Annotated in this window: 26 protein-coding genes, 1 other RNA gene and 1 other annotated feature; of the genes, 20 read left to right on the top strand and 7 right to left on the bottom strand. The window is 29.1% G+C overall.

Annotated elements, in window-relative coordinates:
* Window positions 1–51: 51 nt before the first annotated feature.
* Entirely contained in the window at window positions 52–393 is a 342-nt protein-coding gene (locus tag B5E79_RS05630) for a DUF6054 family protein (protein WP_087297272.1), read from the bottom strand.
* 132 nt (window positions 394–525) lie between these two features.
* On the opposite strand from B5E79_RS05630, the gene B5E79_RS05625 reads away from it, so the two are divergent.
* The 4 genes from B5E79_RS05625 (at window position 526) to serS (ending at window position 5155) form a co-directional block, all read left to right on the top strand.
* A complete protein-coding gene (locus B5E79_RS05625; protein ID WP_087297271.1) occupies window positions 526–1137 on the top strand; it encodes a DUF4230 domain-containing protein in 612 nt (203 codons plus the stop codon).
* Between the two features lie 80 nt (window positions 1138–1217).
* Window positions 1218–2561, top strand: a complete 1344-nt coding sequence (locus B5E79_RS05620; RefSeq protein ID WP_087297270.1) for a dicarboxylate/amino acid:cation symporter — start codon at window positions 1218–1220, stop codon at window positions 2559–2561.
* 553 nt (window positions 2562–3114) lie between these two features.
* On the top strand, window positions 3115–3609 hold the full coding sequence (locus B5E79_RS05615; protein ID WP_479684567.1) for a GNAT family N-acetyltransferase: 495 nt from the start codon (window positions 3115–3117) through the stop codon (window positions 3607–3609).
* Window positions 3610–3646: 37 nt separating this feature from the next.
* Window positions 3647–3836, top strand: a binding site (T-box leader).
* Window positions 3837–3877: 41 nt separating this feature from the next.
* Entirely contained in the window at window positions 3878–5155 is a 1278-nt protein-coding gene (gene serS, locus B5E79_RS05610) for a serine--tRNA ligase (protein WP_087297268.1), read from the top strand.
* A 94-nt stretch (window positions 5156–5249) separates the two neighbouring features.
* Here the strand turns inward: serS and B5E79_RS05605 are convergent, their stop codons facing one another.
* On the bottom strand, window positions 5250–6146 hold the full coding sequence (locus B5E79_RS05605) for a Cof-type HAD-IIB family hydrolase (RefSeq protein WP_087297267.1): 897 nt from the start codon (window positions 6144–6146) through the stop codon (window positions 5250–5252).
* A gap of 227 nt (window positions 6147–6373) precedes the next feature.
* Here B5E79_RS05605 and ffs point away from each other — a divergent pair.
* From ffs to B5E79_RS05535, 14 genes are all read left to right on the top strand, one after another.
* Window positions 6374–6461, top strand: an RNA gene (gene ffs, locus B5E79_RS05600) — signal recognition particle sRNA small type.
* A gap of 15 nt (window positions 6462–6476) precedes the next feature.
* The gene (locus B5E79_RS05595; protein WP_087297266.1) at window positions 6477–6920 is read left to right on the top strand and encodes a nucleoside deaminase; all 444 of its coding nucleotides are present in this window, start codon (window positions 6477–6479) and stop codon (window positions 6918–6920) included.
* 99 nt (window positions 6921–7019) lie between these two features.
* A complete protein-coding gene (locus tag B5E79_RS05590) occupies window positions 7020–7712 on the top strand; it encodes a Bax inhibitor-1 family protein (protein WP_087297265.1) in 693 nt (230 codons plus the stop codon).
* A gap of 57 nt (window positions 7713–7769) precedes the next feature.
* On the top strand, window positions 7770–9587 hold the full coding sequence (gene dnaX / locus B5E79_RS05585; protein WP_087297264.1) for a DNA polymerase III subunit gamma/tau: 1818 nt from the start codon (window positions 7770–7772) through the stop codon (window positions 9585–9587).
* A 1-nt stretch (window position 9588) separates the two neighbouring features.
* Window positions 9589–9894 (top strand): YbaB/EbfC family nucleoid-associated protein, encoded by a 306-nt coding sequence (locus B5E79_RS05580; protein ID WP_087245067.1) that lies wholly within the window; start codon window positions 9589–9591, stop codon window positions 9892–9894.
* Window positions 9894–10487 (top strand): recombination mediator RecR, encoded by a 594-nt coding sequence (gene recR, locus B5E79_RS05575; protein ID WP_087297263.1) that lies wholly within the window; start codon window positions 9894–9896, stop codon window positions 10485–10487. Before B5E79_RS05580 ends, recR begins: the two co-directional genes overlap by 1 nt.
* Window positions 10488–10509: 22 nt before the next feature.
* Window positions 10510–10701 (top strand): pro-sigmaK processing inhibitor BofA family protein, encoded by a 192-nt coding sequence (locus B5E79_RS05570; protein ID WP_255376342.1) that lies wholly within the window; start codon window positions 10510–10512, stop codon window positions 10699–10701.
* Window positions 10702–10770: 69 nt separating this feature from the next.
* Window positions 10771–11394 carry a dTMP kinase gene (gene tmk / locus B5E79_RS05565; RefSeq protein WP_087245064.1) on the top strand — a complete coding sequence of 208 codons (624 nt, stop codon included), beginning with the start codon at window positions 10771–10773 and terminating at the stop codon, window positions 11392–11394.
* Window positions 11391–12344 (top strand): hypothetical protein, encoded by a 954-nt coding sequence (locus B5E79_RS05560; RefSeq protein ID WP_087297261.1) that lies wholly within the window; start codon window positions 11391–11393, stop codon window positions 12342–12344. Before tmk ends, B5E79_RS05560 begins: the two co-directional genes overlap by 4 nt.
* 12 nt (window positions 12345–12356) lie before the next feature.
* Window positions 12357–13187, top strand: a complete 831-nt coding sequence (locus B5E79_RS05555) for a PSP1 domain-containing protein (protein ID WP_087297260.1) — start codon at window positions 12357–12359, stop codon at window positions 13185–13187.
* Window positions 13168–13902 (top strand): tRNA1(Val) (adenine(37)-N6)-methyltransferase, encoded by a 735-nt coding sequence (locus B5E79_RS05550; protein WP_087297259.1) that lies wholly within the window; start codon window positions 13168–13170, stop codon window positions 13900–13902. Before B5E79_RS05555 ends, B5E79_RS05550 begins: the two co-directional genes overlap by 20 nt.
* A complete protein-coding gene (gene rsmI, locus B5E79_RS05545; RefSeq protein WP_087297258.1) occupies window positions 13895–14749 on the top strand; it encodes a 16S rRNA (cytidine(1402)-2'-O)-methyltransferase in 855 nt (284 codons plus the stop codon). The genes B5E79_RS05550 and rsmI overlap by 8 nt, the downstream gene beginning before the upstream one ends.
* A 66-nt stretch (window positions 14750–14815) precedes the next feature.
* On the top strand, window positions 14816–15739 hold the full coding sequence (gene pfkB, locus B5E79_RS05540; protein ID WP_087297257.1) for a 1-phosphofructokinase: 924 nt from the start codon (window positions 14816–14818) through the stop codon (window positions 15737–15739).
* On the top strand, window positions 15729–17546 hold the full coding sequence (locus B5E79_RS05535; RefSeq protein WP_087297256.1) for a PTS fructose transporter subunit IIABC: 1818 nt from the start codon (window positions 15729–15731) through the stop codon (window positions 17544–17546). The genes pfkB and B5E79_RS05535 overlap by 11 nt, the downstream gene beginning before the upstream one ends.
* 153 nt (window positions 17547–17699) lie before the next feature.
* Here B5E79_RS05535 and B5E79_RS05530 read toward each other — a convergent pair whose 3' ends face one another.
* Together B5E79_RS05530 and B5E79_RS05525 are read right to left on the bottom strand one after the other, a co-directional pair.
* Entirely contained in the window at window positions 17700–17906 is a 207-nt protein-coding gene (locus B5E79_RS05530; RefSeq protein WP_087297255.1) for a hypothetical protein, read from the bottom strand.
* Between the two features lie 177 nt (window positions 17907–18083).
* Window positions 18084–19271, bottom strand: a complete 1188-nt coding sequence (locus B5E79_RS05525; protein WP_087245764.1) for a C40 family peptidase — start codon at window positions 19269–19271, stop codon at window positions 18084–18086.
* Between the two features lie 195 nt (window positions 19272–19466).
* Between B5E79_RS05525 and B5E79_RS05520 the strand changes: the two genes are divergently transcribed.
* Window positions 19467–20501 (top strand): glycoside hydrolase family 25 protein, encoded by a 1035-nt coding sequence (locus tag B5E79_RS05520; RefSeq protein ID WP_087297254.1) that lies wholly within the window; start codon window positions 19467–19469, stop codon window positions 20499–20501.
* 90 nt (window positions 20502–20591) lie between these two features.
* Window positions 20592–21473: a YitT family protein gene (locus tag B5E79_RS05515; RefSeq protein WP_087245768.1), complete on the top strand. Its 882-nt coding sequence runs from the start codon at window positions 20592–20594 to the stop codon at window positions 21471–21473.
* Window positions 21474–21504: 31 nt separating this feature from the next.
* Here the strand turns inward: B5E79_RS05515 and B5E79_RS05510 are convergent, their stop codons facing one another.
* From B5E79_RS05510 to B5E79_RS05500, 3 genes are read right to left on the bottom strand one after another with little or no spacing between them, the layout of a single operon-like run.
* Window positions 21505–22038 carry a ferritin-like domain-containing protein gene (locus B5E79_RS05510; protein ID WP_087297253.1) on the bottom strand — a complete coding sequence of 178 codons (534 nt, stop codon included), beginning with the start codon at window positions 22036–22038 and terminating at the stop codon, window positions 21505–21507.
* Between the two features lie 42 nt (window positions 22039–22080).
* Entirely contained in the window at window positions 22081–22584 is a 504-nt protein-coding gene (locus B5E79_RS05505) for a GNAT family N-acetyltransferase (protein WP_087245773.1), read from the bottom strand.
* Window positions 22575–23081, bottom strand: coding sequence for a GNAT family N-acetyltransferase (locus B5E79_RS05500; RefSeq protein WP_087297252.1), 507 nt, complete (start codon window positions 23079–23081; stop codon window positions 22575–22577). The genes B5E79_RS05505 and B5E79_RS05500 overlap by 10 nt, the downstream gene beginning before the upstream one ends.
* Between the last annotated feature and the right edge of the window lie 8 nt (window positions 23082–23089).

Genomic DNA, 23089 nt, shown 5'->3' with positions numbered 1-23089 from the left:
AATTATGTAGAAATCTTTTTTTACAATGATGTTCAAATAAAATGTATTGAGTTATTTGTTTTTATAATTTTTAATAGCTTCTTTCAATTTATTTAAAAAAGCATCTTCACCTAAAGTGTTGATTTTAAAAAACATAGCTTGACTTCCACCAGAACTAATAGCAGTGACCTGAATATGATTTTGATATTCTGTAATAGTAATAGACAAGCTTAATCGGTTTCCGCCTGTATAACTATATCTCTCTAATATTAAAATACCAACATGAACATCGTGTATATCATAATAATGTTCATCTTCTATTGAAGCTGAAAAACTTGAATTTATTAATTCATTTTTTAAAAACTGACAGAAATGATTGAAAGAACCATGAAGTTCACAAGAATATTTAGCCATGATCATACCTCCTTATTTACAGATTATCATGAAGTTTTGAAAATCATGTGTATTTTATATGTTCATATCATTTCAACAATATTTGACAAATATCTTGATCTTTTCTACAATGTTTGTAAGTAGGTGAAATGAATGAAAAAAATACAAATCAGTCAAACTTTAAAAAATATTATTGTTATTGTTGTGATAGCAGTTGTTTTCTTTTTTGTTGGAAAAGTATGGCCAAGTGGTGAAGAACCAACAACCATTACAAGTGATTTATTGTCACAACAAATTCAAGGTATTAGCGAACTAGCAAGTGTAGAATATAATTATACCAATATGGGAAAATATGAAAATCAGGCGACTTTTTATGGTTGGAAAGTCCCTTTTACAACAAAGAGTTTCATTTTATCATATGATGGTCAAATTAAGGCTGGTATTGATATGAGTTTAGTAGAAGTCAATGTTCATGGTCAAAATATTGATATAACAATACCACAAGCTAAAATCCTATCTCATGAAATTGATCAGGAAAGTATTGAAGTTTTTGATGAAACAAAAAATATATTTAATCAGATTAGTATTACTGATTATAATCAATTTGCGATAGATCAAAAAAAGAGCATGGAAAGTAAAGCACAAGAAAAAGCATTATTGGAAGAAGCTCAAAATAAAGCTAAAGAAACAATACAAACATTTGTAGAATCAATGTATTCATCTTCAGATGATTATAAAATTGAAATAAAAGTGGCAGAATCTTAAAGTTCTGTCATTTTTTGTTGAAATATAACGATATTATAGTATAATGTTAGAAGTTTGGATATAGAAATGGGAGGTCATATATGAATTCAAGTCAAAGTGGTAAGAAATTAGCGAAGAAAATGATTATTGCTTTAATTTGTGGTTTAATTGCAGGGTTTGGATGTATTTTATTAAGAGAAAATTTATTAACGAATGGGCAGGAAGCTTTATGGAATACAATCAATAATGTATTATTTCAAGATATTACTGCTGAAGGCGCTAATAGTGCAATTGGTTTATTTTATATTGTAGGTCAATTATTTGTAAATGCATTACAATTAATTATTATTCCAATGGTATTTGTATCTATTATTTTGGCTATTTGTGTTATTACAGATACAAAGAAATTAGGAAGAATTTCTTCTAAAACAATAGGAACATTCCTTATAACAACAGTTTGTGCTTTAATATGGGCTGGTATTATTGGTTCAATTGTTTATCATTTAGGAGCATTTAATGCTGTACATGCTGATAACTTAGTGATTCAACAAGGAGCTGTAGGTTCTAATCCATTAAATATCATTGTATCAGTGATTCCTAATAATTTAATTAATGCATTTACAAATAATGGTAATGTTTTAGCAGTTGTTTTCTTAGCAGTAGCGATTGGACTTGCGATGAATCAATTAAAAGATAAAACAAAAACATTAAAGAAATTATTAATTGAATGTAGTGATATTATTTCAGTTTGTTTATCATTTGTAATTACAAAATGTGCACCATATGCAATATTTTGTTTATTAACAAGAACATTTGCAATCTATGGAATTGATTATTTATTACCTGCTTTAGCTTATGTCTTAACAGTTCTATTTGCTTTGTTTGTTTATCTGTTTATAGCTTATCCTATCTATTTAATGGTGATGGGAAAAATCAATCCAAAACCATTTATGCGTAAAATACCAAAAGTTGCTTTATTTGGTTTTTCAACATCATCAAGTGCAGCAACATTACCATTAAATAAAGAAACAACAGTTCATGAATTGGGTGTAAGTGATGAAATAGCTTCATTTGTTTTACCATTAGGAATGACAATCAATATGGATGGTACAGCCATCATGCAAGTTATTGCAGCTATCTTTATTGCAGCAAGTTCTGGTTATGATGTATCTTTAACATCTATGGCAGTCATTGCATTTCTTGCTTTAATTGCATCAGTAGGAACACCTGCTGCACCAGGAGCAGGAGCTGTTATCTTATTTACTATTTTGACTGGTATGGGATATACAAATGATGGGGCATTATTGGCTTATTCATTAATTTTAGCAATCAATAGACCAATTGAAATGCTTGTGACATCATTAAATGTTGTTGGAGATTCAGCAACTTCTGTTATTGTTGGTAAAAAAGAAAATATGTTAGATGAAGATATTTATAACAGTTAAGTAAGCTCATAATCGAGCTTATTTTTTGTTTTAATATTTGCTAAAAGTAAATTTCGAAAATAAAATCATTCTTTCTAAACATTATAGAATATGATATTTATGAATGATATAATGCATATGAGCAACAATAGCGGTAGGTGGTTATGCCTTGGTCGTCTTGATCGAAGGTACGTAATCCTTCGTTAACATAGATATCCATCAATTTGATGGAAATATGAATGGCGGAGGTGATTGACATGACATCTTATGAAATGATCACGATAGTATTAGGAATGCTGACATTCCTTGTGACATTAATAAGTTTGATTATGAAAATGCTTCTTATTATTATTGATAAGAGTATAAAAAAATAACTACCTCTGTCTCTGGAAAAGTTGAGGTAGTTATTCTTACTTCACAAAATCCAAGGCATAACCGTTTATCGGTTGCTCTTTTTACATTTTCATTATAGTTTATGCATTTTTAATTGTCAATATACTGATTCATTTGTTTGTAATTATTAAAAATGATATAATTTTTTATAAGAAACAGAGGTGTTATGAGGATGACTTGTTTGATTAGAAAATGGAAAAGAGAAGATGCTCAAGATTTACAACAATCTATTAATGATTTAAGAGTTTTAAATAATTTAACAGATCGTATACCTTACCCATATCATTTACAGGATGCCTATGATTATATAGATGCTATGTTATCTGCTGATGAAAATGAAATCTTTGCTTTTGCGATTGAGTATGAAGGACAAGTTGTTGGCAGTATTTCTGTTTTAAGACAAGATGATATTTATCGTAGAAGTGCAGAATTAGGATATTATTTAGGATATTCTTATTGGGGAAAAGGTATTATGAGTAAAGCTGTGAAACAGACATGTCAATATGTTTTTGAACATAGTGATATAGAGAGAATTTTTGCGGCTCCTTTTGATTATAACCCAGCCTCACAAAGAGTCTTAGAAAAATGTGGTTTTGAACGAGAAGGTATTTTACGTAAGAATGGCTTTAAAAATGGTGAGTTTCATGACATGATAATGTATTCTTTGATTAAATAATTATTGAAATTATCAAGTCTTATGCTATAATCAGTATATCAAATCGTTGCATTGGATAAGTAAATGTGAAATCATGATAGAGAGCTGATGGTTGGTGTAAATCAGTATGAGGAAACATTGAAATCTACCAATAAGAGAAGCTAATCACTTCCGGTTGAACCGTTATCTCATAAAAGTTATCATTTTGATAAGAAATAGGGTGGCACCACGATAAATTCGTCCCTTGTGAAAGGTGCTTTTTATTTTATTGAAAAAGGAGAAATGAAAAATGATTGATATTGCTATACTAAGAGAAAATCCAGAAGCTGTAAAAGAAAATATGCGAAAGAAATTTCAGCATGATCGTTTACATTTAGTTGATGAAGCTTATGAATTAGATAAAGAATATCGTGAAGCTCTGACAAAAGCAAGTGAACTTCGAGCTATGCGTAATTCATTATCTAAAGAAATTGGACAATTTATGCGTGAAGGGAAAAAAGATTTAGCTGAAGAAAATAAAAGAAAAGTCAGTGAAATGGCTGATACTTTAAAAGAATTAGAAGCAAAAGAAGTTGAATTAGGTCCAAAATTAAAAGAAGTGATGATGAAAATTCCTAACTTTATTGATGATAGTGTACCTATTGGAAAAGATGACAGTGAAAACGTTGAAATTCAAAAATATGGAGATCCTGTTGTTCCTGATTATGAAATTCCATATCATGCTGATATTATTACAAAATTAAATGGTTTAGATAAAGAAGCAAGTGGAAGAACAAGTGGTAATGGTTTCTATTATTTGATGGGTGATATTGCTAGACTTTCTTCAGCCATGTTATCTTATGCCAGAGATTTTATGATTGATAAAGGATTTACTTATTGTATTCCTCCATTTATGATTAGAAGTGATGTTGTGACTGGTGTTATGTCATTTGAAGAAATGGATGCTATGATGTATAAAATTGAAGGTGAAGATTTATATTTAATTGGAACAAGTGAACATAGTATGATTGGTAAATTTAAAGATCAGATTGTTAAAGAAGAAGAATTACCAATTACATTAACTTCATATTCACCATGTTTTAGAAAAGAAGTTGGTGCTCATGGTATTGAAGAACGTGGTATTTATCGTGTACATCAATTTGAAAAACAGGAAATGGTTGTTTTATGTAAACCAGAAGAAGCTATGGAATGGTATGATAAAATGTGGTCATATACTGTTGAATTATTTAGAAGTTTAGATATTCCTGTAAGAACACTAGAATGTTGTAGTGGAGATTTAGCTGATTTAAAAGTTAAATCTTGTGATGTAGAAGCATGGTCACCTAGACAGAAGAAATATTTTGAAGTCGGATCTTGTTCTACATTAGGAGATGCGCAAGCTAGACGTTTAGGTATTCGTACAAAAGGTGAAAGAGGAACATATTATGTCGCAACTCTTAACAATACTGTTCTAGCAAGTACACGTGCATTAATTGCATTTATTGAAAACAATTATAATGAAGATGGAAGTATTTCTATTCCTGAAGTCTTAAGACCATATATGGGTGGAAAAGAAAGAATTGGTTAAGATTCAAAAATGACATGGTGTCCTGGATAAAAATCCGGGGCATTTTTTTATTTTATAAAGATATAAAAAAAGCTGCAAAGATGCAGCTTAGATCTTATATAAGGTGATGTAAAAGGCAATAGTGATAAATACCATCATCACATACATGACCACATATATCATCAGCAATCTCTTTCACTTGTGATGAAGCATTTCCCATTGCAACACCTGTCCCTACTGTTTGTAACATTTCTATATCATTATTTCCATCACCAAAAGCGAGAGCCTGTGATGCATCTAATTGATAATAGTCAAGAATTTTTTGAATACCAATACCTTTACCACTTTGAGCAGGAATAATATCAACAGCTCTATCCCACCATGCTGTAATTTTAGCATTTTCTACATTGTCCATAAGAATTGAATAATCTTTTTCTCTACAACCAACCATTATTTGATAAACTTCATCTTTAGCGACTTCATTAAAATCATCAGCAACTTCTACTTTCATTTTGGCAAAGTCAAAATATTGTACCAAATCATCATCTTTTCCATTGCTGGCAATTCTGTTTTTTGTAGCAATGGATAATGGTCTATGTAGTTTTTTGGCATTTTGAATAATTTGTTGAACATCATAAGATGGAATAGGGAAGTTTGAAATATCTTGATCCTTTGTAAAACAATAAGAACCATTAAAAGTTAAGAAAGCATCAAATTCAATCCCATCAAAATGTGGTAAACTCATGGGTGTTCGACCAGTTGCTAAACAGATTCTGATTTGATTTTCTTTTAATCTTTTTAATGTTTCAAGCATTTTTTGAGATATTTGTTTTTTATTCATATCAATAAGTGTTCCATCAATATCAAAAAAATGATTTTTATTGTTTTCATATAAATCTCCTTTATATTGAGTGATATATATTATTGTATAATTTTTAAGTTTATATATAAAGATAAATAATGATTTTGTTTGAATATTCGTACATATCAAATTTATATTCAAGACAGTCATAAAGACATCATTTAGATAATTTTGGTGTTTAGAAGGTTATTTAATATTGAGAAGAATATGAACTAACAGTATCCTTTTTAAAACTATCGTAGTGATTTAAAACATTAACAATAGAACACGAATTATTTAACTTATCATCAAAAGTTGAAGTTTTATAAAGGAAAAGATGGATTTATTGGGAAATAGAATTTTTTATTGATTTGTATAAGAAATATGCTATAATAGATTTTGCCATTACAATAGGCGGCTTCGAACCATGTCAGGACCGGAAGGTAGCAGCATTAAGAATGTCCGTTTATGTGTAGTGGCTTTTTTATAAGGAGTGAGATTATGAGTGATGAAGAATATATGAAAATAGCTTATCAGCAAGCTTGTTTAGCAAGAGGCATTGATGAAGTGCCTATTGGAGCTATTATTGTCAAAGATGGTGAGATTATCGCAAAGGCTTATAATCAAAAAGAATCTACCCATGATGTAACGGCACATGCTGAAATGATTGCAATTAGAGAAGCTTGTCAAAAATTAGGCAATTGGCATTTAGATGGCTGTACATTATATTCAACATTAGAGCCATGTATTATGTGCAGTGGAGCTATTATTCAAAGTCGTATAGAAAAAGTTGTTTTTGCTGCTAAAGGACAACGATGGCATGGATTATCAACTTTTTTAGCAAATCATGAGTTTAATCATCATCCTCAAGTGATTTCAGGAATCTTAGAAAAACAATGCTGTTTATTATTGTCCCAATATTTTAAAGGAAAAAGAAATCATTAATGCAGATTTTTTATCTTAAGCATATGTTTTGATATTATCTTATAGACTTTCATCATTTATCCATATCAATATGATATACTATATTTAGAGGTGAGATATATGGATCAAAAGATGTTAACGAAACAAATGAATTATGAAAAATTCTTGTCTGAAGTTATCAAATGGGTTTTCTTTGGCGTAGGCATAACGGCTATAACTTCCATATTAGTGATTTTTTCAGGGATTATCTATGCTTTAATACCTTTTTATTTTCCAGTTTTGATAATTTCAGTTATTATTGAAATCGCATTTGTATGGATATTAAATAAAAAGATAGACAAACCTATAGATGAATTATCATTTTCATCAGTTAAAAGATTTTTTATCTTATATTCAATTGTTAATGGTGTTATTTTTTCATTTATATTAGCATCAGTTTCTATTTATATAACAGCTTTAGCATTTGCTTTAACATGTGCTTATTTTGGATTATTATATACCATAACAAAATATACAAGTTCAAGTTTTTCAAATATCGCTAAAGTTTGTATATCAGTATTACCAGTCATGATTATTGGTTATATCATTTTATTGTTTATTCAGGCACCAATGCTTTATTATATTATTGTTTTTTTAGATTTATTAATTTTTACAGGTATTACTTTATATGATTTCAAAATGATTTCGACAATGTATGAACAATCGTCAGAAGAATACCAAGAAGGATTAATATTGTTTTGTGCTTTTGAACTGTATTTGGATTTTGTTAATATCTTTATTGATATTTTAATGTTAATCATGGATAATAATTAGATATCGAAAGATATCTTTTTTTATGTTATAATGTGACAAGACAAGGAGTTGATAGAGGTGGCATATAAGACATTATATCGTGTTTATCGTCCGCAAAAGTTTGAAGATGTTGCTGGACAAGAACATATTATTACAACTTTAAAACATGCTGTTGATGAAAATAAAATTGCTCATGCTTATTTATTCTGTGGTCCACGAGGAACTGGAAAAACAACAATTGCTAAATTATTAGCAAAAGCTGTTAATTGTACAGGTTCTCCTAAACCATGTGATCAATGTGAGAATTGTCAACAGATAACTTTAGGTACGCATCCAGACGTTATTGAAATTGATGCTGCCAGCAATAATGGTGTTGATGAAGTGAGAAATCTTATTGAAAAGGTCAAATACGCACCAACACAAGGAAAATATAAAGTTTATATTATTGATGAATTTCATATGATGTCACCAGGTGCTTCAAATGCTTTATTAAAAACATTAGAAGAACCTCCAACTCATGTTATATTTATTTTTGCAACAACAGAACCACACAAAATATTACCGACAATTATTTCTCGATGCCAAAGATTTGATTTCACTAAATTAAGCATTCAAGATATTGTTCATCGTATGAAAGATATTATTAATGAGGAACATTATGAATGTGATGATGAGGCATTGGAATTGATTGCAAAACTGGCTGATGGTGGAATGCGTGATGCATTGTCTATTTTAGAACAATGTCTTGCTTATAATGATCAACATTTAACTGTAAAAGATGTGAATCAGATATATGGAATTGTTTCTTTAGAAAATAAGATTGATTTTATAAAAACAATTCTTTCTAAAGATATGAAAAAAGCTTTATCATTATTAGATGATATGAAAATGAATGGAACAGATATTAAAAGATTAACATTAGATTTAGTTGATATTTTAAAAGATGTTGTTATTTATCGTAATACACATGATGAATCTATTTTATTTGTTTTATCTAAATATTACTTAGATTTAATTGTACCGTATATGGGTTGTGAAGAAGCATTAGATTTTATTGATATTTTAATGGATGCCAGTGAAAAATATGCGAAAGTAATCAATCCTTCCGTTTATTTTGAATTAGCTATTTTAAAAATGTGTAATCAAATAAAAGATGAAAAAGTTATTCATATGGAAACTGTAAAAGTACCTGAACAGCCTATTCAACAACTTAAACAAAGTGATGTGATTATAGAGGACCATCATGATGTTGAAGAAGATCATCATGATATGATAGAAGAAGAACCTGTTCAAGAAGAGATTATTGATGAAAGCATTGATGATTCATCTTTAGAAAGTCATGAAAATGATGATATTCCTACTTTTGAATTTGAACAGAAGCAGGATATTGAGCCAACTGTTGATGATGAAATTCAAGTAGATGAAGCTGATATTATGAATATCCTTGTTCAAGCCAAAAGAACAATATTGGAAAGTATTCAAGAAAGATGGCCAATTATTAAAAGATATTTAGCTAATCTGAACATGGCTAAAAGTGCAAGTATGTTATGTGATGGAACAGCAGTAGCTGCATGTGAAGGTGGACTTATTATTTCTTTTGAATATCAGCCATCTGTTAATGCTGTTAATTATTATAAGAATTATAAACAGTTAAGTGCTTTTCTTAGCGAAGTTTTAGGAAATGAGTATCGTTTTATAGCTATTCAGCAGGATGAGTGGTTGAAAATGCGTAGCCATTTTATTGAATTAAAGAGAAAAGGTCAATTACCTCAACCTCATGAATTAACATTAAAGCATATAGATAGTCATGATTTAGATCATGTTGATATGACTGAAGCACAAGAATTTGCGATTCAATTATTTGGAGAAGATATTGTAGAATTTAAGGAGGATTAATATGAATTTTGGAAATTTATTACAACAAGCGCAACAAATGCAACGTAAAGTCAATAAAGCAAAGAAGGAATTTGATGAAAGAGAATTTGAATTCAATAGTCAGGATGATTTGATTGTTGGAAAGATGAAAGGGAATCTTTCTATTATTGAATTACATATTGCACCTTCTTTAATGCAAGAAGATCAGGACAATATGGAAGCTTTATTAATGGCAACTATTAATCAAACAATAGCTAAAGTTTCTAAAGAAAGGGAAGATACATTAAATCAAGTTACAAATGGTGTTGATGTATCAGCATTTCTATAATGGAATATCCACAAAGTTTTGAAGAACTGGTTGAATGTTTTAAAATGTTACCAGGTATTGGAACAAAAGGAGCTGAACGACTTGTTTATCATGTTCTTTCAATGGATTTACAACAAGTTGAAAGATTCTCAGATGCCTTATTAAATTTGAAAAAACGAATTCATTATTGTAAGAAGTGTGGACATATTTGCGAAGGAGAAATTTGTGATATATGTCAGGATCCAACAAGGGATCAGACAACTATTTGTGTGGTAGAATCACCTAAAGATGTTTTTGCAATGGAAAAATTGAAAGAATATCATGGATTATATCATGTATTACATGGAACTATATCCATTATGGATGGTAAAACAATTGATGATTTAAATATTCATTCTTTGTTTGAACGTTTCAATGACAATATTAAAGAAGTTATTATTGCTACAAATCCTACACGTGAAGGTGAAACAACAGCTTTATTTTTAGCTAAACTTCTTTCAAAAGAGAATATTCCAGCTTCTAGAATAGCTAATGGATTACCAATAGGAAGTAATTTAGATTATGCTGACGAATTGACTTTATTAAAATCATTAGAAGGAAGAAAAAAAATCTAATCATCTCATATATTAAAATGAGGTGATTTTTTTGTTGAAAGTAACACGCATTTTTATGAGATTGCTTATGGCAACTATTTCAATTTTTATATTTAATGCTTTTTCCTCAATAACTCATTTAACTTTATCACTCAATATATTTAATATTCTTATTATTTCTATATTTGATATTTTTGGCTTTATACTTTGCATTGTTTTAAAAGTTGTCCTTTAATTGTCAAGAAATAAAACTTTATCTTTGGATTAATTTTTTATATAATAGAGAAAGAAATGAGGTGTTAATATGTCAGGCGTTTTTATTTCTTTTGAAGGTGGAGAAGGTAGTGGAAAGACAACTATTGCCTCAATGATTAAAGAAGCGCTTACAAAAGAAGGGTATCATGTTGTTTTAACAAGAGAACCTGGTGGTGTTGAAATTGCTGAAAAAATTCGTGATATTATACATGATGTAAAATATACAAATATGGATAGAAAAACAGAAGCTTTACTCTATGCAGCAAGTCGTAGACAGCATCTAGTTGAAAAGGTTATTCCAGCATTAGAAAAAGGATATATTGTGATTTGTGATCGCTATGTTGATAGTTCAATGGTTTATCAAGGTATTGCCAGAGGGATTGGTATTGACGAAGTTTATCAGATGAATTTATTTGCGACTGAAAACATTTTACCAAAGCGTACAATCTTCTTTGATATTTTACCGGAAGATGGACTCCAACGTGTATATGCAAATAAGGATAGAGAAGTAAATAGGTTGGATTTAGAGAATATTGATTTTCATCGAAAAGTTTATCAAGGTTATTTAACTTTATGTGATAAATTTCCTGAACGTATTGTAAAAATAGATGCTTCACTAGATGTAAATCAAGTTTTTAATCAAGTCTTATCAAGAATTCAAGAAATTCTATGAGTTATAAAGAAATCTTAAAACAACAACAACCTATTTTATATCAGATTATTTCAAAAAGCTTTAAAAACAATAAAATTCCACATGCTTTTTTATTAGTAGGGAAGAATGCTCGACAACCAGCTCATTTTATTGCGAAAAGTTTGATTTGTGAAAATGATGTTCTCGCATGTGATCATTGCAATGAATGTAGACGTATTGATGAACATAATTATGGGGATTTTATTTATTGTAATGGACTTGAAGAAACAATTAAGAAACCACATATTGAATATATTCAAGAACAATTTTCTAAATCTGCTTTAGAAGGAAAGTCAAAAATATATTTAATGGAAAATATTGAAAATTCAACTATTGAAGCAATGAATAGTTTATTAAAAATGCTTGAAGAACCAACTTCAGGTGTTTATGCTATTTTTACTTGTCAAAACTTAAATCGTGTTTTACCTACGATTCAATCAAGATGTCAAGTTATTCAATTATTACCTGTTTCTCAAAAATCACTGAAAGAAGAGTTAAAGGGAGATGACATCTTGGAAGATGATATAAATATTTTATCTGAATTGTTTACAAGCTATGATGAATGTCAAAAATATATTGAATCTGATATGTTTGAAAAACTAAAGCTTGAAGTTTATCATTTTCTTGATGATCTTTATTTTCACAGAGATAATTTAATTATTAATGTTCAGACTCATTTATTAAAAGATTTTAAAGAAAAAGAGAACATTCAATTATTTTTGAATATGCTTGTTTTAGCATTAAGAGATTTGTTTCACGTGAAACATTCTATGAATCTCACTTATCCATCTTTTTTAAGTTTATATAAAAGAATAAATGATAGTGATGAAAATATTATTAATAAAATTGATTTGATTTTAAATACAGAATATTTATTGAGTACAAATGCCAATGTTATGTTGTTAATGGATAGTATGATGTTTAGAATATAGAAAGGAGAACTTATGGAAGAAAGATTAGCTCTTATTCGTTTTAATAATGTTGGAAAATCTTATTATTTTTCAACTGATTTAGATCTTTATAAAGGTGATAAAGTCGTTGTAGAAACAATAAGAGGGTTGGAATTAGGAGAGTTGGTATCAAATTTAAAACATATTTCTGAATTTAATCTTGATACTGAACTGAAGAAAATTAAAAGAGTTGCAAATCGTGCGGATTTGGAATTATTTGTTTATAATCAAGCAAAGGCTGAAAAGTCTTTAGAAATATGTAAAGAGATTGTCAAAGAGTATGATTTGGACATGCATTTAGTAAGTTGTGAATATACACTTGATGCTTCAAAAGTTATATTTATGTACACTTCTGAAACACGTGTAGATTTTAGAGAATTGTTGAAAGAGTTGGCAAGTGTTTTTAAATGTCGTATTGAATTAAGACAAATTGGACCTCGTGATAAATCTAAGATTGTGGGTGGACTTGGATCATGTGGTTTACCACTTTGCTGTTCATCATTTTTAGGAGAATTTGATGGTGTTTCTATTAATATGGCAAAAAATCAGATGCTTGCAATCAATATTGATAAGATATCAGGAGCATGTGGAAGATTGCTTTGTTGTCTTAAATATGAAGATGATACATACACAAAGGAAAAACAAAGATTTCCTAAAATTGGTTCAAAAGTAAAATACGATAATAAAATTGTAAAAGTGACTGGTTTAAATGTAATAAGTGATTTAGTCAAAATTGAACATGATGGTAATATTTCATTTGTATCATTAGATGAAATTCAAATATTACCACCAAGAGAGCATAAACATGAACCAAGAAGTCGTTAATTATTTATTGGCTTATGAAAATATGCAGATTATCCAAAGAAAAGATATGTTTAACTTTTCTTTGGATACTGTTTTATTAGCTCACTTTTGTACAATTAATAAAGATTTAGATGAAATTATTGATTTTGGAACGAATAATGCTGCCATTCCTCTTTTGTTGAGTTTAAGAACTGACAAGAAAATAAAGGGGATTGAAATACAAAAAGAAGCTGTAGATTTGGCTTTGAAGAATGTTCAATTAAATCATTTAGAGAATCAGATTAAAATTATACATTCAGATATTAAAGATTATGTAAAGAATGCTTCTAAAGTGAAATTGGTTGTATGTAATCCGCCATTCTTTAGGGTTGATGAAAGAAGTAATCTTAATGATAATGAGTTCCTTAAAATAGCTCGTCATGAAATTAAAATAAACTTAGAAGAAATTATTCAATCAGCAGCAAGAATTTTGGATAATAAAGGACGTTTTGCAATGGTTCATCGTCCTGATCGTATGATTGAAATTATTAATATCATGCAAAAATATGATATTGAACCAAAACGTATTCGCTTTGTTTATCCTAAAATTGGAAAGGATTCTCATATCTTTTTAATTGAAGGTATGTATAAAGGAAATAAAGGACTGAAAATTGAATCACCATTATATGCTCATAATGATGATGGTAGTTATACGAACGAAATAAGAAAAATGTTTGGAGAAGATATCAATGAATAGACAAAAAAGTTTTGAAAATTCATTACCTACACTATATATTGTAGCGACACCTATTGGTAATTTGAATGAAATGACTTATCGTGCTATACAAACTTTAAAAGAAGTCGATTATATTGCTGCAGAGGATACACGCAATACCATTAAATTATTAAACCACTTTGACATTTCAACAAAACTTGTTTCTCATCATGAACATAATTTAATGATTGCAATACCTAAAATTATTAATGATTTAAAGAGTGGTTTGAATATTGCTTTGGTTAGTGATGCTGGATATCCTGCAATTAGCGATCCAGGTTATGAACTTGTTAAAGAGGTTATTCGTGAAGGATTTAATGTTGTACCTGTTTCAGGTGCTAATGCATGTTTAGATGCATTAGTTGTTTCAGGTATTGCTCCTCAGCCATTTATGTTTTATGGTTTCTTAGATAGGAATGATAAGAATAAGAAGAAGGAGTTAGAAAAACTTAAAAACTATAGAGAAACAATTGTTTTTTATGAAGCACCACATCGTATTAAAAAGACACTAAAATTGATGTTAGAGATTTTAGGAAATCGTTCAATTGCATTATGTAGAGAATTAACTAAGAAGCATGAAGAAATTAATCGAGGAACAATTGATGACATATTATCTGTTATAGATGATATGAAAGGTGAAATGGTCATTGTTGTAGAAGGTAATCAAGAAGAAAATGTAGAAGATATAAAAACTTTTGATCAGAGTATTGAAGAACATGTTGAAGAGTATATCGAAAATGGTTTAACTACTAAGGATGCTATTAAAGCAGTAGCAAAAGAAAGAGGTTTATCTAAAAATATTGTATATAATGAATATCATAAAAAATGAATATAGAAATATATTCTTTTTTTTATATTTTATGTATAATAAACATATAAAAAAGGAGGAATAAATATGATTTATACAATAACATTTAACCCATCAATTGATTATATTGTTGAAGTAGATGATTTTCAACTGGGGAAAGTCAATAGAACAGCAAATGAATATATTTTAACTGGTGGAAAGGGAATTAATGTTTCAATCGTTTTAAATAATTTAGGAATTGAAAGTCAGGCATTAGGTTTTATTGCAGGATTTACAGGTTCCTATATTCAAAGTCATTTAGAAGAAAAAGGTATACATACAGATTTTATTGATGTTCAAAATGGTTATTCACGTATTAATTTTAAAATGAAAAGTCATGAAGAATCAGAGGTTAATGGAAATGGACCAATGATTAATGAAACTGATTTAACAAAGCTTATTGAAAAAATAAAAAAATTAAACAAAGGGGATATACTTGTTTTATCAGGAAGCATACCAAAATGTATATCTGATGATATTTATGCTCATATCATGAAAGAGATTAATCATTTAGGAATAAAAGTTGTTGTTGATGCAACAGGAAATTTATTAATGAATGTATTAGAATATAAACCATTTTTAATTAAACCTAATAATCATGAATTAGAAGAAATGTTTCACGTGAAACTTTTTAATCAAAAAGACATTGTTAAATATGCTAAAAAGCTTCAAGAAATGGGTGCAAAAAATGTATTGATTTCAATGGCAGGAGATGGAGCACTCTTTGTATGTGAAAATGGAAAAGTCTATTTTTGTGATGCACCTAAAGGTCAAGTTGTCAATTCAGTAGGTGCTGGAGATTCAATGGTTGCAGGATTCATTGCAGGATATGTCAAAACTCAAGATTATCTACAAGCTTTTAAAATGGGAGTAGCAACAGGAAGTGCAAGTGCATTTTCAAAAAACTTAGCGACTGCTGATGAAGTTGAACTTTTATTAAAAACAATTAATGAGGTCGAATATGAATATTAAAGATTTATTAAAAGAAGATAGTATTATTCTTAATTCAAATGCTAAAGATAAAAATGAAGCGATTCATGAAATGGTAGAAAAACACTTTCAATGTGGACATATCAAAGATAAGTTCGTTTTTGAAAAAGCTATCTTAGAGAGGGAAAAGATATCATCAACAGGAGTGGGCAATTTGATAGCAATACCTCATGCTCAAAGTGAAACAGTTTGTTATCCTTCTTTAGTAGCAATGGTTAACAAAAATGGTATAGATTATGATGCATTAGATCAAAAGCCAGTCTCTCTCTTTTTTATGATTGCAGTACCTAAAGATGGTGGATCACAGCATTTACAGATATTAGCTCAACTATGTCAAATGTTAATGGAAGAAGATATGGTTAAGCAATTGATTAATAGTCAAGATGAACAAGAGTTTATTCATTTATTATTTCAAAATATGGATACAATGAAAGATCACAATGTTGTTCAAAATAATATTGATCTAGTAGCTGTAACTGCTTGTCCTACAGGAATAGCACATACTTATATGGCAGAAAAAGCATTAATAGAGAAAGCAAAAGAAATGAATATATCCATAAAGGTTGAAACAAATGGAGCAAGTGGTATTCAACATAAATTAACAAAAGAAGATATAGAAAAGGCAAAATGTGTTATTGTAGCGGCAGATAAGAAAGTGGAGATGGAAAGATTTCAAAATAAATATGTTATTCAAGTTCCTGTGACAAAAGCGATTGATCATACTGAAGAATTATTAAAAAACGCATTACAGCAAAAAGCAGAAATTTATCATGGCAAAGAATTATACAAAGAAAGTAATGAAAAGGGGACTAGAAAAATATATCAACATCTCATGAATGGTATATCACAGATTATACCTATCTTAATGATTTCAGGTATATTAATGAGTCTTATTCCTTACTTACAGAATATGGATGTTGATCAGGAATATTTAACTATCATGTATTATATTGCATCACTTGCTATTAATATTGCAATTCCAATAACCAGTGCTTTTATTGGTGATAGTATAGCAGGAAAACAGGGATTTGTTGTTTCTTTGATTTCATCCATCTTTTTGATTAATGTGCAGGGTAATATTATAGAAGGGATTTTAGTAGGATTCATAGGTGGATATCTAGCATTAGGCTTATCACATTTGTTTTCATATTTACCAAAGGATTTACAAAGTTTAACTCCAAATTTATTTGTACCTATTATAGGAACAACAATATTAAGTTTTCTCATTTATATGTTAGCCCCATATTTTATTGATTATGTCAGTTTATTGAATCAAAATCTAGATAGTATTGTAATTGTTATTATTGGTGCAATCTTAGGTATGATGATGTCCATTGATTTAGGTGGTCCAATTAATAAGATTGCTTATACAATAGGTATTATCGGTATCTTTACAGGTAGATATGATATGATGTCAGCAGTTATGTTAGCTGGTATGATGCCACCATTGATCATATGGTTAACAATGTTAACAACAAAAGTTTTTGATCAAGAAGATAAACAAAAGAAATGGTCTTGTTTATTAAATGGATTGTGTTTTGTCAGTGAAGTAGCTATTCCATATATGAAAAAATATAAAAGCGCTGTTAAATATCCATGTATTATAGCATCAAGCATAGCTGGCGCATTATCAATGTATTTTCAATGTGGTCAAGCTTTCCCACATGGTGGTATATGGACAATATTCCTCATTAATAATCCAATTTATTTTATCTCTAGTTTAATGATTTCACTGATCATAGGAACACTATTAATCGTTATAATGAATAAGTTAAAACTAAAAGCATAAATTGCTATATACAATTTATTGGAATAAAAAAGAAGCTGTGACAAAATATCTTTTTAAAAATTGATATGTTCAGCTTCTTTTCTTTAATTTGAATTTTAAAAAAAATAATAGTATCTTCAAAATTGATTCTCTTTGTTTTTTTATAAATGACTTCTATTTATTTATGTTCTTTAATATAATAAAACCAAAAGTAATGATTAAGATAATGATTGTAATTTGCATAGCTAAAATTTGTTTAAGAATATAGTCAGTACCATTCATGTTTGATATAAAACTATAAACAATTTCTTTACCTAAAATGATGCTGAGTATTATACCTAAAAAAATTTTAACACCTGTATTATTCAATAAATGTTTCATAGTGTCACCCCATATCTGTTTTTACAATATAATTTTAACATTTCTTTACTTATTATAGAAGATTTATTATGATTGATGAAGAATATATGTATTATCAATGAAATGAAAAAGGGTAATGATGATCAAAAAATGATTTTCATTACCCTTTTTGTAGACTATTGGATATTTATTTTGCTATTAATATAATCTTCTATAATTATAAACATATCTTTCCCAGTATCCAGATAATGGGGCAGTTTTAACACATTGATCAGGATATTGTCCAACAGTTCCAGAACCTTCTCCAGAAGCATGAACAAAACTTCCACCACCAATATAGATACCAATATGAGCAACACCACTACCATAACTAAATGTAATGACATCACCAGGTTGTAATTCTGATCGAGAAATAGCTTTTCCACTACCAGCATATCCTGCAGCAGTTGTACGACCAAGACTTACGCCAGCTTGGTTATAAGCCCAATAAACTAAACCAGAACAATCGAAATAATTAGGACCATTTGCACCCCACCAATAACGACAACCCAGTCTTGTTAGAGCTTTTTGAGCAATGGCATTTCCTACGGCTGAATCACCTGGAACATATGATCCACCACCGCCACCACCACTAGGAGCACGAGAAATCAATTCAGATAAAGCTGCATCAATTTTCTTTTGTGCAGAGGAAACTTCTTTAGATTCTTGTTGACTATCTTTAATTTTTTCTTGTTGTGCAGTTTTCAGTTCTATGTATTTTTCTTGTAAAGCTTCCTGTGATTTTTTCTGTGATTCTAAGTTTTCTTTAGCTGTTTCTAGAGACTTTTGTTGTGTGTCAAGATTTTGCTTTTGTTGTGTGAGTTCTTCTACTAACTCTTTTTCATAAGCTGTAATATCATTAACACTTCCTATACGTGAGAAGAAAGTTGAGAAATCTTCAGAACCAAATAAGAAATCTAAAACCCAGTTAGAGTTATATGTTGTTTGCATAACATATAAACGTTCTCTCATTTGTTCTTCTTTCTTTGCAATGTCTTTCTTTATTTTTTCGATTGATTTTAACATATAATCAATTTCTTTGTTTTTTTCATCTATTTGAGAATTTAAAGTTTCGATCTTTTTAGATACTTCTTCAATGTTATCATTAGTTTCACTTAAATCATCTTTTGTATCTTGAATCTCTTCTTTTAAATCTTGATTTTTTTCTTTTAAATATTTGTTAAATTCCTGACATACTTTTTTATTAGAATTTGTTAGATTTGAAGAACAAATTTTAATATATTTATCTTCCTGTCCTTCAAAATCAGTCGCATGAACATCTATTGGAAATAGACTCATAGCAAATACTGAACAAAAAGCTAAAAAACTTATACCTAATTTTTTCATTCAATTAATCACCTCTGTAAAAAACATTATAACATAAAAAACTCTAAAAAAAATACCAATTCATAGAATTTATGAAAGTCAGTATTCATACATGTTTATATATTATAAAGCATATAATAGAAAGTCGTTATAACTATGGCAAATGTGGAGGCATTTTTTTTATAAGAACATATTGTATCTTGAGGAGGTGAGTTAATGGTTAAAGATGGTATTGATGTTTCACAATATCAAGGTGAAATCAATTGGGAACTTGTTAAAAATCATATTGATTTTGCAATTTTGAGATGTGGCTTTGGGCAGGATTTGCCTGGACAAGATGATCCTACTTTTAAACGTAATGCTGATGAATGTACAAGATTAGGTATTCCTTTTGGTGTTTATCTTTATTCATATGCCACTGATGAAAGGGCGGCATTATCAGAAGCTAGACATGTTATGAGACTTATTCAAGATTATAAGATGGAATATCCTATTTATTTGGATTTAGAAGATCCGAGTATAGGAAGATTGACAAATGATCAAATTGAAAAAAATGCAAGAGTCTGGGCTGATGAGCTTGCTAAACATAATTATTTCCCAGGATTCTATGCTTCATATTATTGGTGGACAACAAAACTAACTGGTCCAACATTTAAAAGATATACAAGATGGGTTGCTCGCTATGCTGAAGAATTAGGAGTAGAAGGATTTGATATGTGGCAATATACGAATCATGGTTTTGTTGAAGGAATAAGTGTACCTGTAGATAGAAATCATTCATATCGTGATTTTCCAACAGAAATTAAAGCTGGTGGATATAACAACTTCAATGTTGAAACAAACCCAGAACCTGCACCAGAACCAGAAGTACCACAACAAAACTATCAGGTAGGAGATCATGTAACATTTAATCATGTTTTTATCTCTTCAGACAGTAGTGTTCCTTTAGTTCCATATATGAATCATGGTACTATTACAAGAGTTGTTCCTAATGTGAGAAATCCATACTTGATAGGAAATGGTCTTGGATGGGTGAATAATGAAAGTATTACAGGAACTCTCAGATATTTATCTCATCCAACATATCGTGGAGATTCATTGGTAGATGCTTTGAGTCAGATAGGAGTTGATTCATCTTTTGCATCGAGAAAAGATTTAGCACAAAAAAATGGAATTGAGAACTATACTGGTAGTGCCAGACAAAATTTAGAATTATTAAGACTCCTTCAAGAAGGTCGCTTAAAAAGTTAAGGTATTGCTGTAAAGCGATACCTTTTCATATTGTATTTATGTTTGTACAATAGTATAATAGAGGCGTTTTAAAGGGGAGAGTGAAATATAATGGTTTATGCCAAGACAAGAAATGAAAAAGAATGGAAAAAACATATTACTTCGTTTATATGTGTACTTGTTGCTTCCATTATTATGTCTATCAATATAAAATCATTTGTTAGAGCAGGGGATTTGATACCAGGAGGATTTACAGGTTTATCATTATTGATTCAAAGATCATGTAGTGTTTTTTTTCAATTAGAATTACCTTATTCTCTTATTAATATTTCATTAAATGCTGTACCAGCATTTATTGGATTTAAGATAATAGGAAAGAAATTTACAAGTTATTCAGTGCTAATGATTGTTCTCAATTCATTTTTAGTCGACTTAATACCAGTCACACCTATTACATATGATCCATTACTTGTATCAGTTTTTGGGGGTATTTTAAATGGTATAGCTATTGTCATTGCATTATATGGAAAAGCATCAAGTGGAGGTACTGATTTTATTGCTGTCTATTTATCAAATAAATTAAAGAAACCATCATGGAATTTTGTATTTGGAATTAATGTTGTTATTTTAACAACAGGAGGTTTCTTATTTGGATTTGAAGCAGCCATGTATTCAATTATTTTCCAGTTTGTTTCAACACAAGTCATAGAAAGATTACATCGTAGAGATCATAAAGTGACTTTATTAATTATTACAAAAGATGGGGAAACAATTGGACAAGAGTTATTAGAATATACACATCATGGTGTAACACAATTTGAAGGACAAGGATGTTATTTAAAAGAAAATAAAACAATGTTATATACTGTTGTTGGAGCAGATGAAGTGAAAGATGTTGTTCAGTTGATTAAAGCATTAGACCCACATGTTTTTATTAATATTATCAACTCTGAAGGTGTAACAGGAAGATTTTATCAAGAACCTATCGAATAAGAAAAGGAAGGTTTATATAGATTTCGTATTTCTATATAAATCTTCCTTTTTCTATTTCGGAACTATTTTGTAAATATTTATTTAAAAAATATTCAAAAATTTGAATGTGTAATTCTTCATCCTCAATAATACGATGCAAAATCTTTTGGATTGTTCTTTCTTTTATACAGGTTATTTGTTGTTGATATATAGCAATTGTATTTTGTTCTTGAATAATCGCATTTTCTAATAAAGATTTTAAATGACTAGGATAGACATTATATCCAGGTGACCAGTATTCTAGACAACCTTGCTGACAATCCCAAAGTCGAGGATCTGCACCTAAATGATAAGCTAAATGAGCAAAGATATCTAAATGATGCATTTCAACAATACTGATTTTTTCCATTGCTACAGATAATTCAGGCCAAACGTCTTTTAAAATAACATGATTATAAAAATAAAGACTAACAGCATTCATTTCCGAATAGAGTCCAGCTAAATTAGATAACATTAAAGATGCATATTGTGGATTTTCCTTTATATCAATCATTTCTGGATAAGGTTTGTTGATAAAGTAGTTCATAAAATAACCTCCATACTTCTACTGTATGAAGGTTATCTATAATTATTCTAATATTTTTTCAAAACCGATACGCAAGTCACCACTTAATAGAGTAATTTCTCCACATTGATGAAAACCATGTTTTTGTAAAAAACGTTGCATAGATAAATTATCTTCATGGGTATCAATGCGGATACTATGAATATGGTTTTGTTGACATTCATGAATAGCATATTCTAATAATTGATGAGCTATATTTTGACCCTTATGACTTTCATCTACAACTATTCGATGAATAACAGCATAAGGCTTATGATGAGTTAACCATTGTCCCTGAATCTTTTGATAAGTTGGCTCGTCTTCAATAGCAAAATACATTGTTCCAATAATATCATGATCTTCAATAACATAACTATTATTCTTTTGAATATCTTCAATAATATCTAAAGATTGAGGGTAACCATCTTGCCATTGATCAATATTTTGTTGTTTAAAATAATTTTGAGCTTGATGAATAAGTGTCATAATTCTTTGTACATCATCAAGATGAGATTTTCTTATTTCCATGTTGTTCTCCTTAAACTATAAATGATGACATCATGATATTGAAAGTTCTTATAGGCATGTTCAAATAAGTAACCTTCTTTTTCAAAATGATTCCATTCTAAAACACGACATGATGCTTTATTTTCTACAAAGACTTCAGCATAAATTTTATGAATATGGTAACATTCAAAAACATGCTGACAAAATAAACGTACAGCTTGTCGCATGATACCACGATGAGCATAAAGTGGATTTAACCAATATCCTAATTCACAATTATGGACGTAAATATCATTATGCAAAGTTCCACCAATACAACCTACACAAATACCATCTACAACAATTCCAAAATCTAGACCATGATTTTGTAAAGAATGAGTAATAAAAGACATAGCATGATCTAATGTATATGGATAGGGAAAAGTATTTCTTAAATACGTACCAATACTTTTTTCATTAGCATGATATGCTAATTGACAGGGATCAATTTGATCTAAAGTTTTTAATTCAATAATCATAGACTCTC

It is taken from the genome of Massilimicrobiota sp. An134, assembly GCF_002160815.1.
Taxonomy (GTDB): domain Bacteria; phylum Bacillota_I; class Bacilli_A; order Erysipelotrichales; family Coprobacillaceae; genus Allocoprobacillus; species Allocoprobacillus merdigallinarum.
This window is presented reverse-complemented; position numbering and strand designations above follow the sequence as displayed.

What these genes read in the sequence shown, in the direction of transcription:
- B5E79_RS05605 (WP_087297267.1), bottom strand. Translation starts at nt 6,146, where the DNA reads ATGACTGTCTTGAATATAAATTTGATATGTACGAATATTCAAACAAAA.
- serS (WP_087297268.1), top strand. Translation starts at nt 3,878, where the DNA reads ATGATTGATATTGCTATACTAAGAGAAAATCCAGAAGCTGTAAAAGAA.
- B5E79_RS05515 (WP_087245768.1), top strand. Translation starts at nt 20,592, where the DNA reads ATGGTTTATGCCAAGACAAGAAATGAAAAAGAATGGAAAAAACATATT.
- B5E79_RS05590 (WP_087297265.1), top strand. Translation starts at nt 7,020, where the DNA reads ATGGATCAAAAGATGTTAACGAAACAAATGAATTATGAAAAATTCTTG.
- B5E79_RS05520 (WP_087297254.1), top strand. Translation starts at nt 19,467, where the DNA reads ATGGTTAAAGATGGTATTGATGTTTCACAATATCAAGGTGAAATCAAT.
- B5E79_RS05555 (WP_087297260.1), top strand. Translation starts at nt 12,357, where the DNA reads ATGGAAGAAAGATTAGCTCTTATTCGTTTTAATAATGTTGGAAAATCT.
- B5E79_RS05525 (WP_087245764.1), bottom strand. Translation starts at nt 19,271, where the DNA reads ATGAAAAAATTAGGTATAAGTTTTTTAGCTTTTTGTTCAGTATTTGCT.
- B5E79_RS05550 (WP_087297259.1), top strand. Translation starts at nt 13,168, where the DNA reads ATGAACCAAGAAGTCGTTAATTATTTATTGGCTTATGAAAATATGCAG.
- rsmI (WP_087297258.1), top strand. Translation starts at nt 13,895, where the DNA reads ATGAATAGACAAAAAAGTTTTGAAAATTCATTACCTACACTATATATT.
- B5E79_RS05620 (WP_087297270.1), top strand. Translation starts at nt 1,218, where the DNA reads ATGAATTCAAGTCAAAGTGGTAAGAAATTAGCGAAGAAAATGATTATT.
- B5E79_RS05500 (WP_087297252.1), bottom strand. Translation starts at nt 23,081, where the DNA reads ATGATTATTGAATTAAAAACTTTAGATCAAATTGATCCCTGTCAATTA.
- B5E79_RS05505 (WP_087245773.1), bottom strand. Translation starts at nt 22,584, where the DNA reads ATGGAAATAAGAAAATCTCATCTTGATGATGTACAAAGAATTATGACA.
- B5E79_RS05630 (WP_087297272.1), bottom strand. Translation starts at nt 393, where the DNA reads ATGGCTAAATATTCTTGTGAACTTCATGGTTCTTTCAATCATTTCTGT.
- B5E79_RS05530 (WP_087297255.1), bottom strand. Translation starts at nt 17,906, where the DNA reads ATGAAACATTTATTGAATAATACAGGTGTTAAAATTTTTTTAGGTATA.
- B5E79_RS05625 (WP_087297271.1), top strand. Translation starts at nt 526, where the DNA reads ATGAAAAAAATACAAATCAGTCAAACTTTAAAAAATATTATTGTTATT.
- B5E79_RS05510 (WP_087297253.1), bottom strand. Translation starts at nt 22,038, where the DNA reads ATGAACTACTTTATCAACAAACCTTATCCAGAAATGATTGATATAAAG.
- tmk (WP_087245064.1), top strand. Translation starts at nt 10,771, where the DNA reads ATGTCAGGCGTTTTTATTTCTTTTGAAGGTGGAGAAGGTAGTGGAAAG.
- B5E79_RS05595 (WP_087297266.1), top strand. Translation starts at nt 6,477, where the DNA reads ATGAGTGATGAAGAATATATGAAAATAGCTTATCAGCAAGCTTGTTTA.
- B5E79_RS05560 (WP_087297261.1), top strand. Translation starts at nt 11,391, where the DNA reads ATGAGTTATAAAGAAATCTTAAAACAACAACAACCTATTTTATATCAG.
- B5E79_RS05535 (WP_087297256.1), top strand. Translation starts at nt 15,729, where the DNA reads ATGAATATTAAAGATTTATTAAAAGAAGATAGTATTATTCTTAATTCA.
- B5E79_RS05580 (WP_087245067.1), top strand. Translation starts at nt 9,589, where the DNA reads ATGAATTTTGGAAATTTATTACAACAAGCGCAACAAATGCAACGTAAA.
- pfkB (WP_087297257.1), top strand. Translation starts at nt 14,816, where the DNA reads ATGATTTATACAATAACATTTAACCCATCAATTGATTATATTGTTGAA.
- recR (WP_087297263.1), top strand. Translation starts at nt 9,894, where the DNA reads ATGGAATATCCACAAAGTTTTGAAGAACTGGTTGAATGTTTTAAAATG.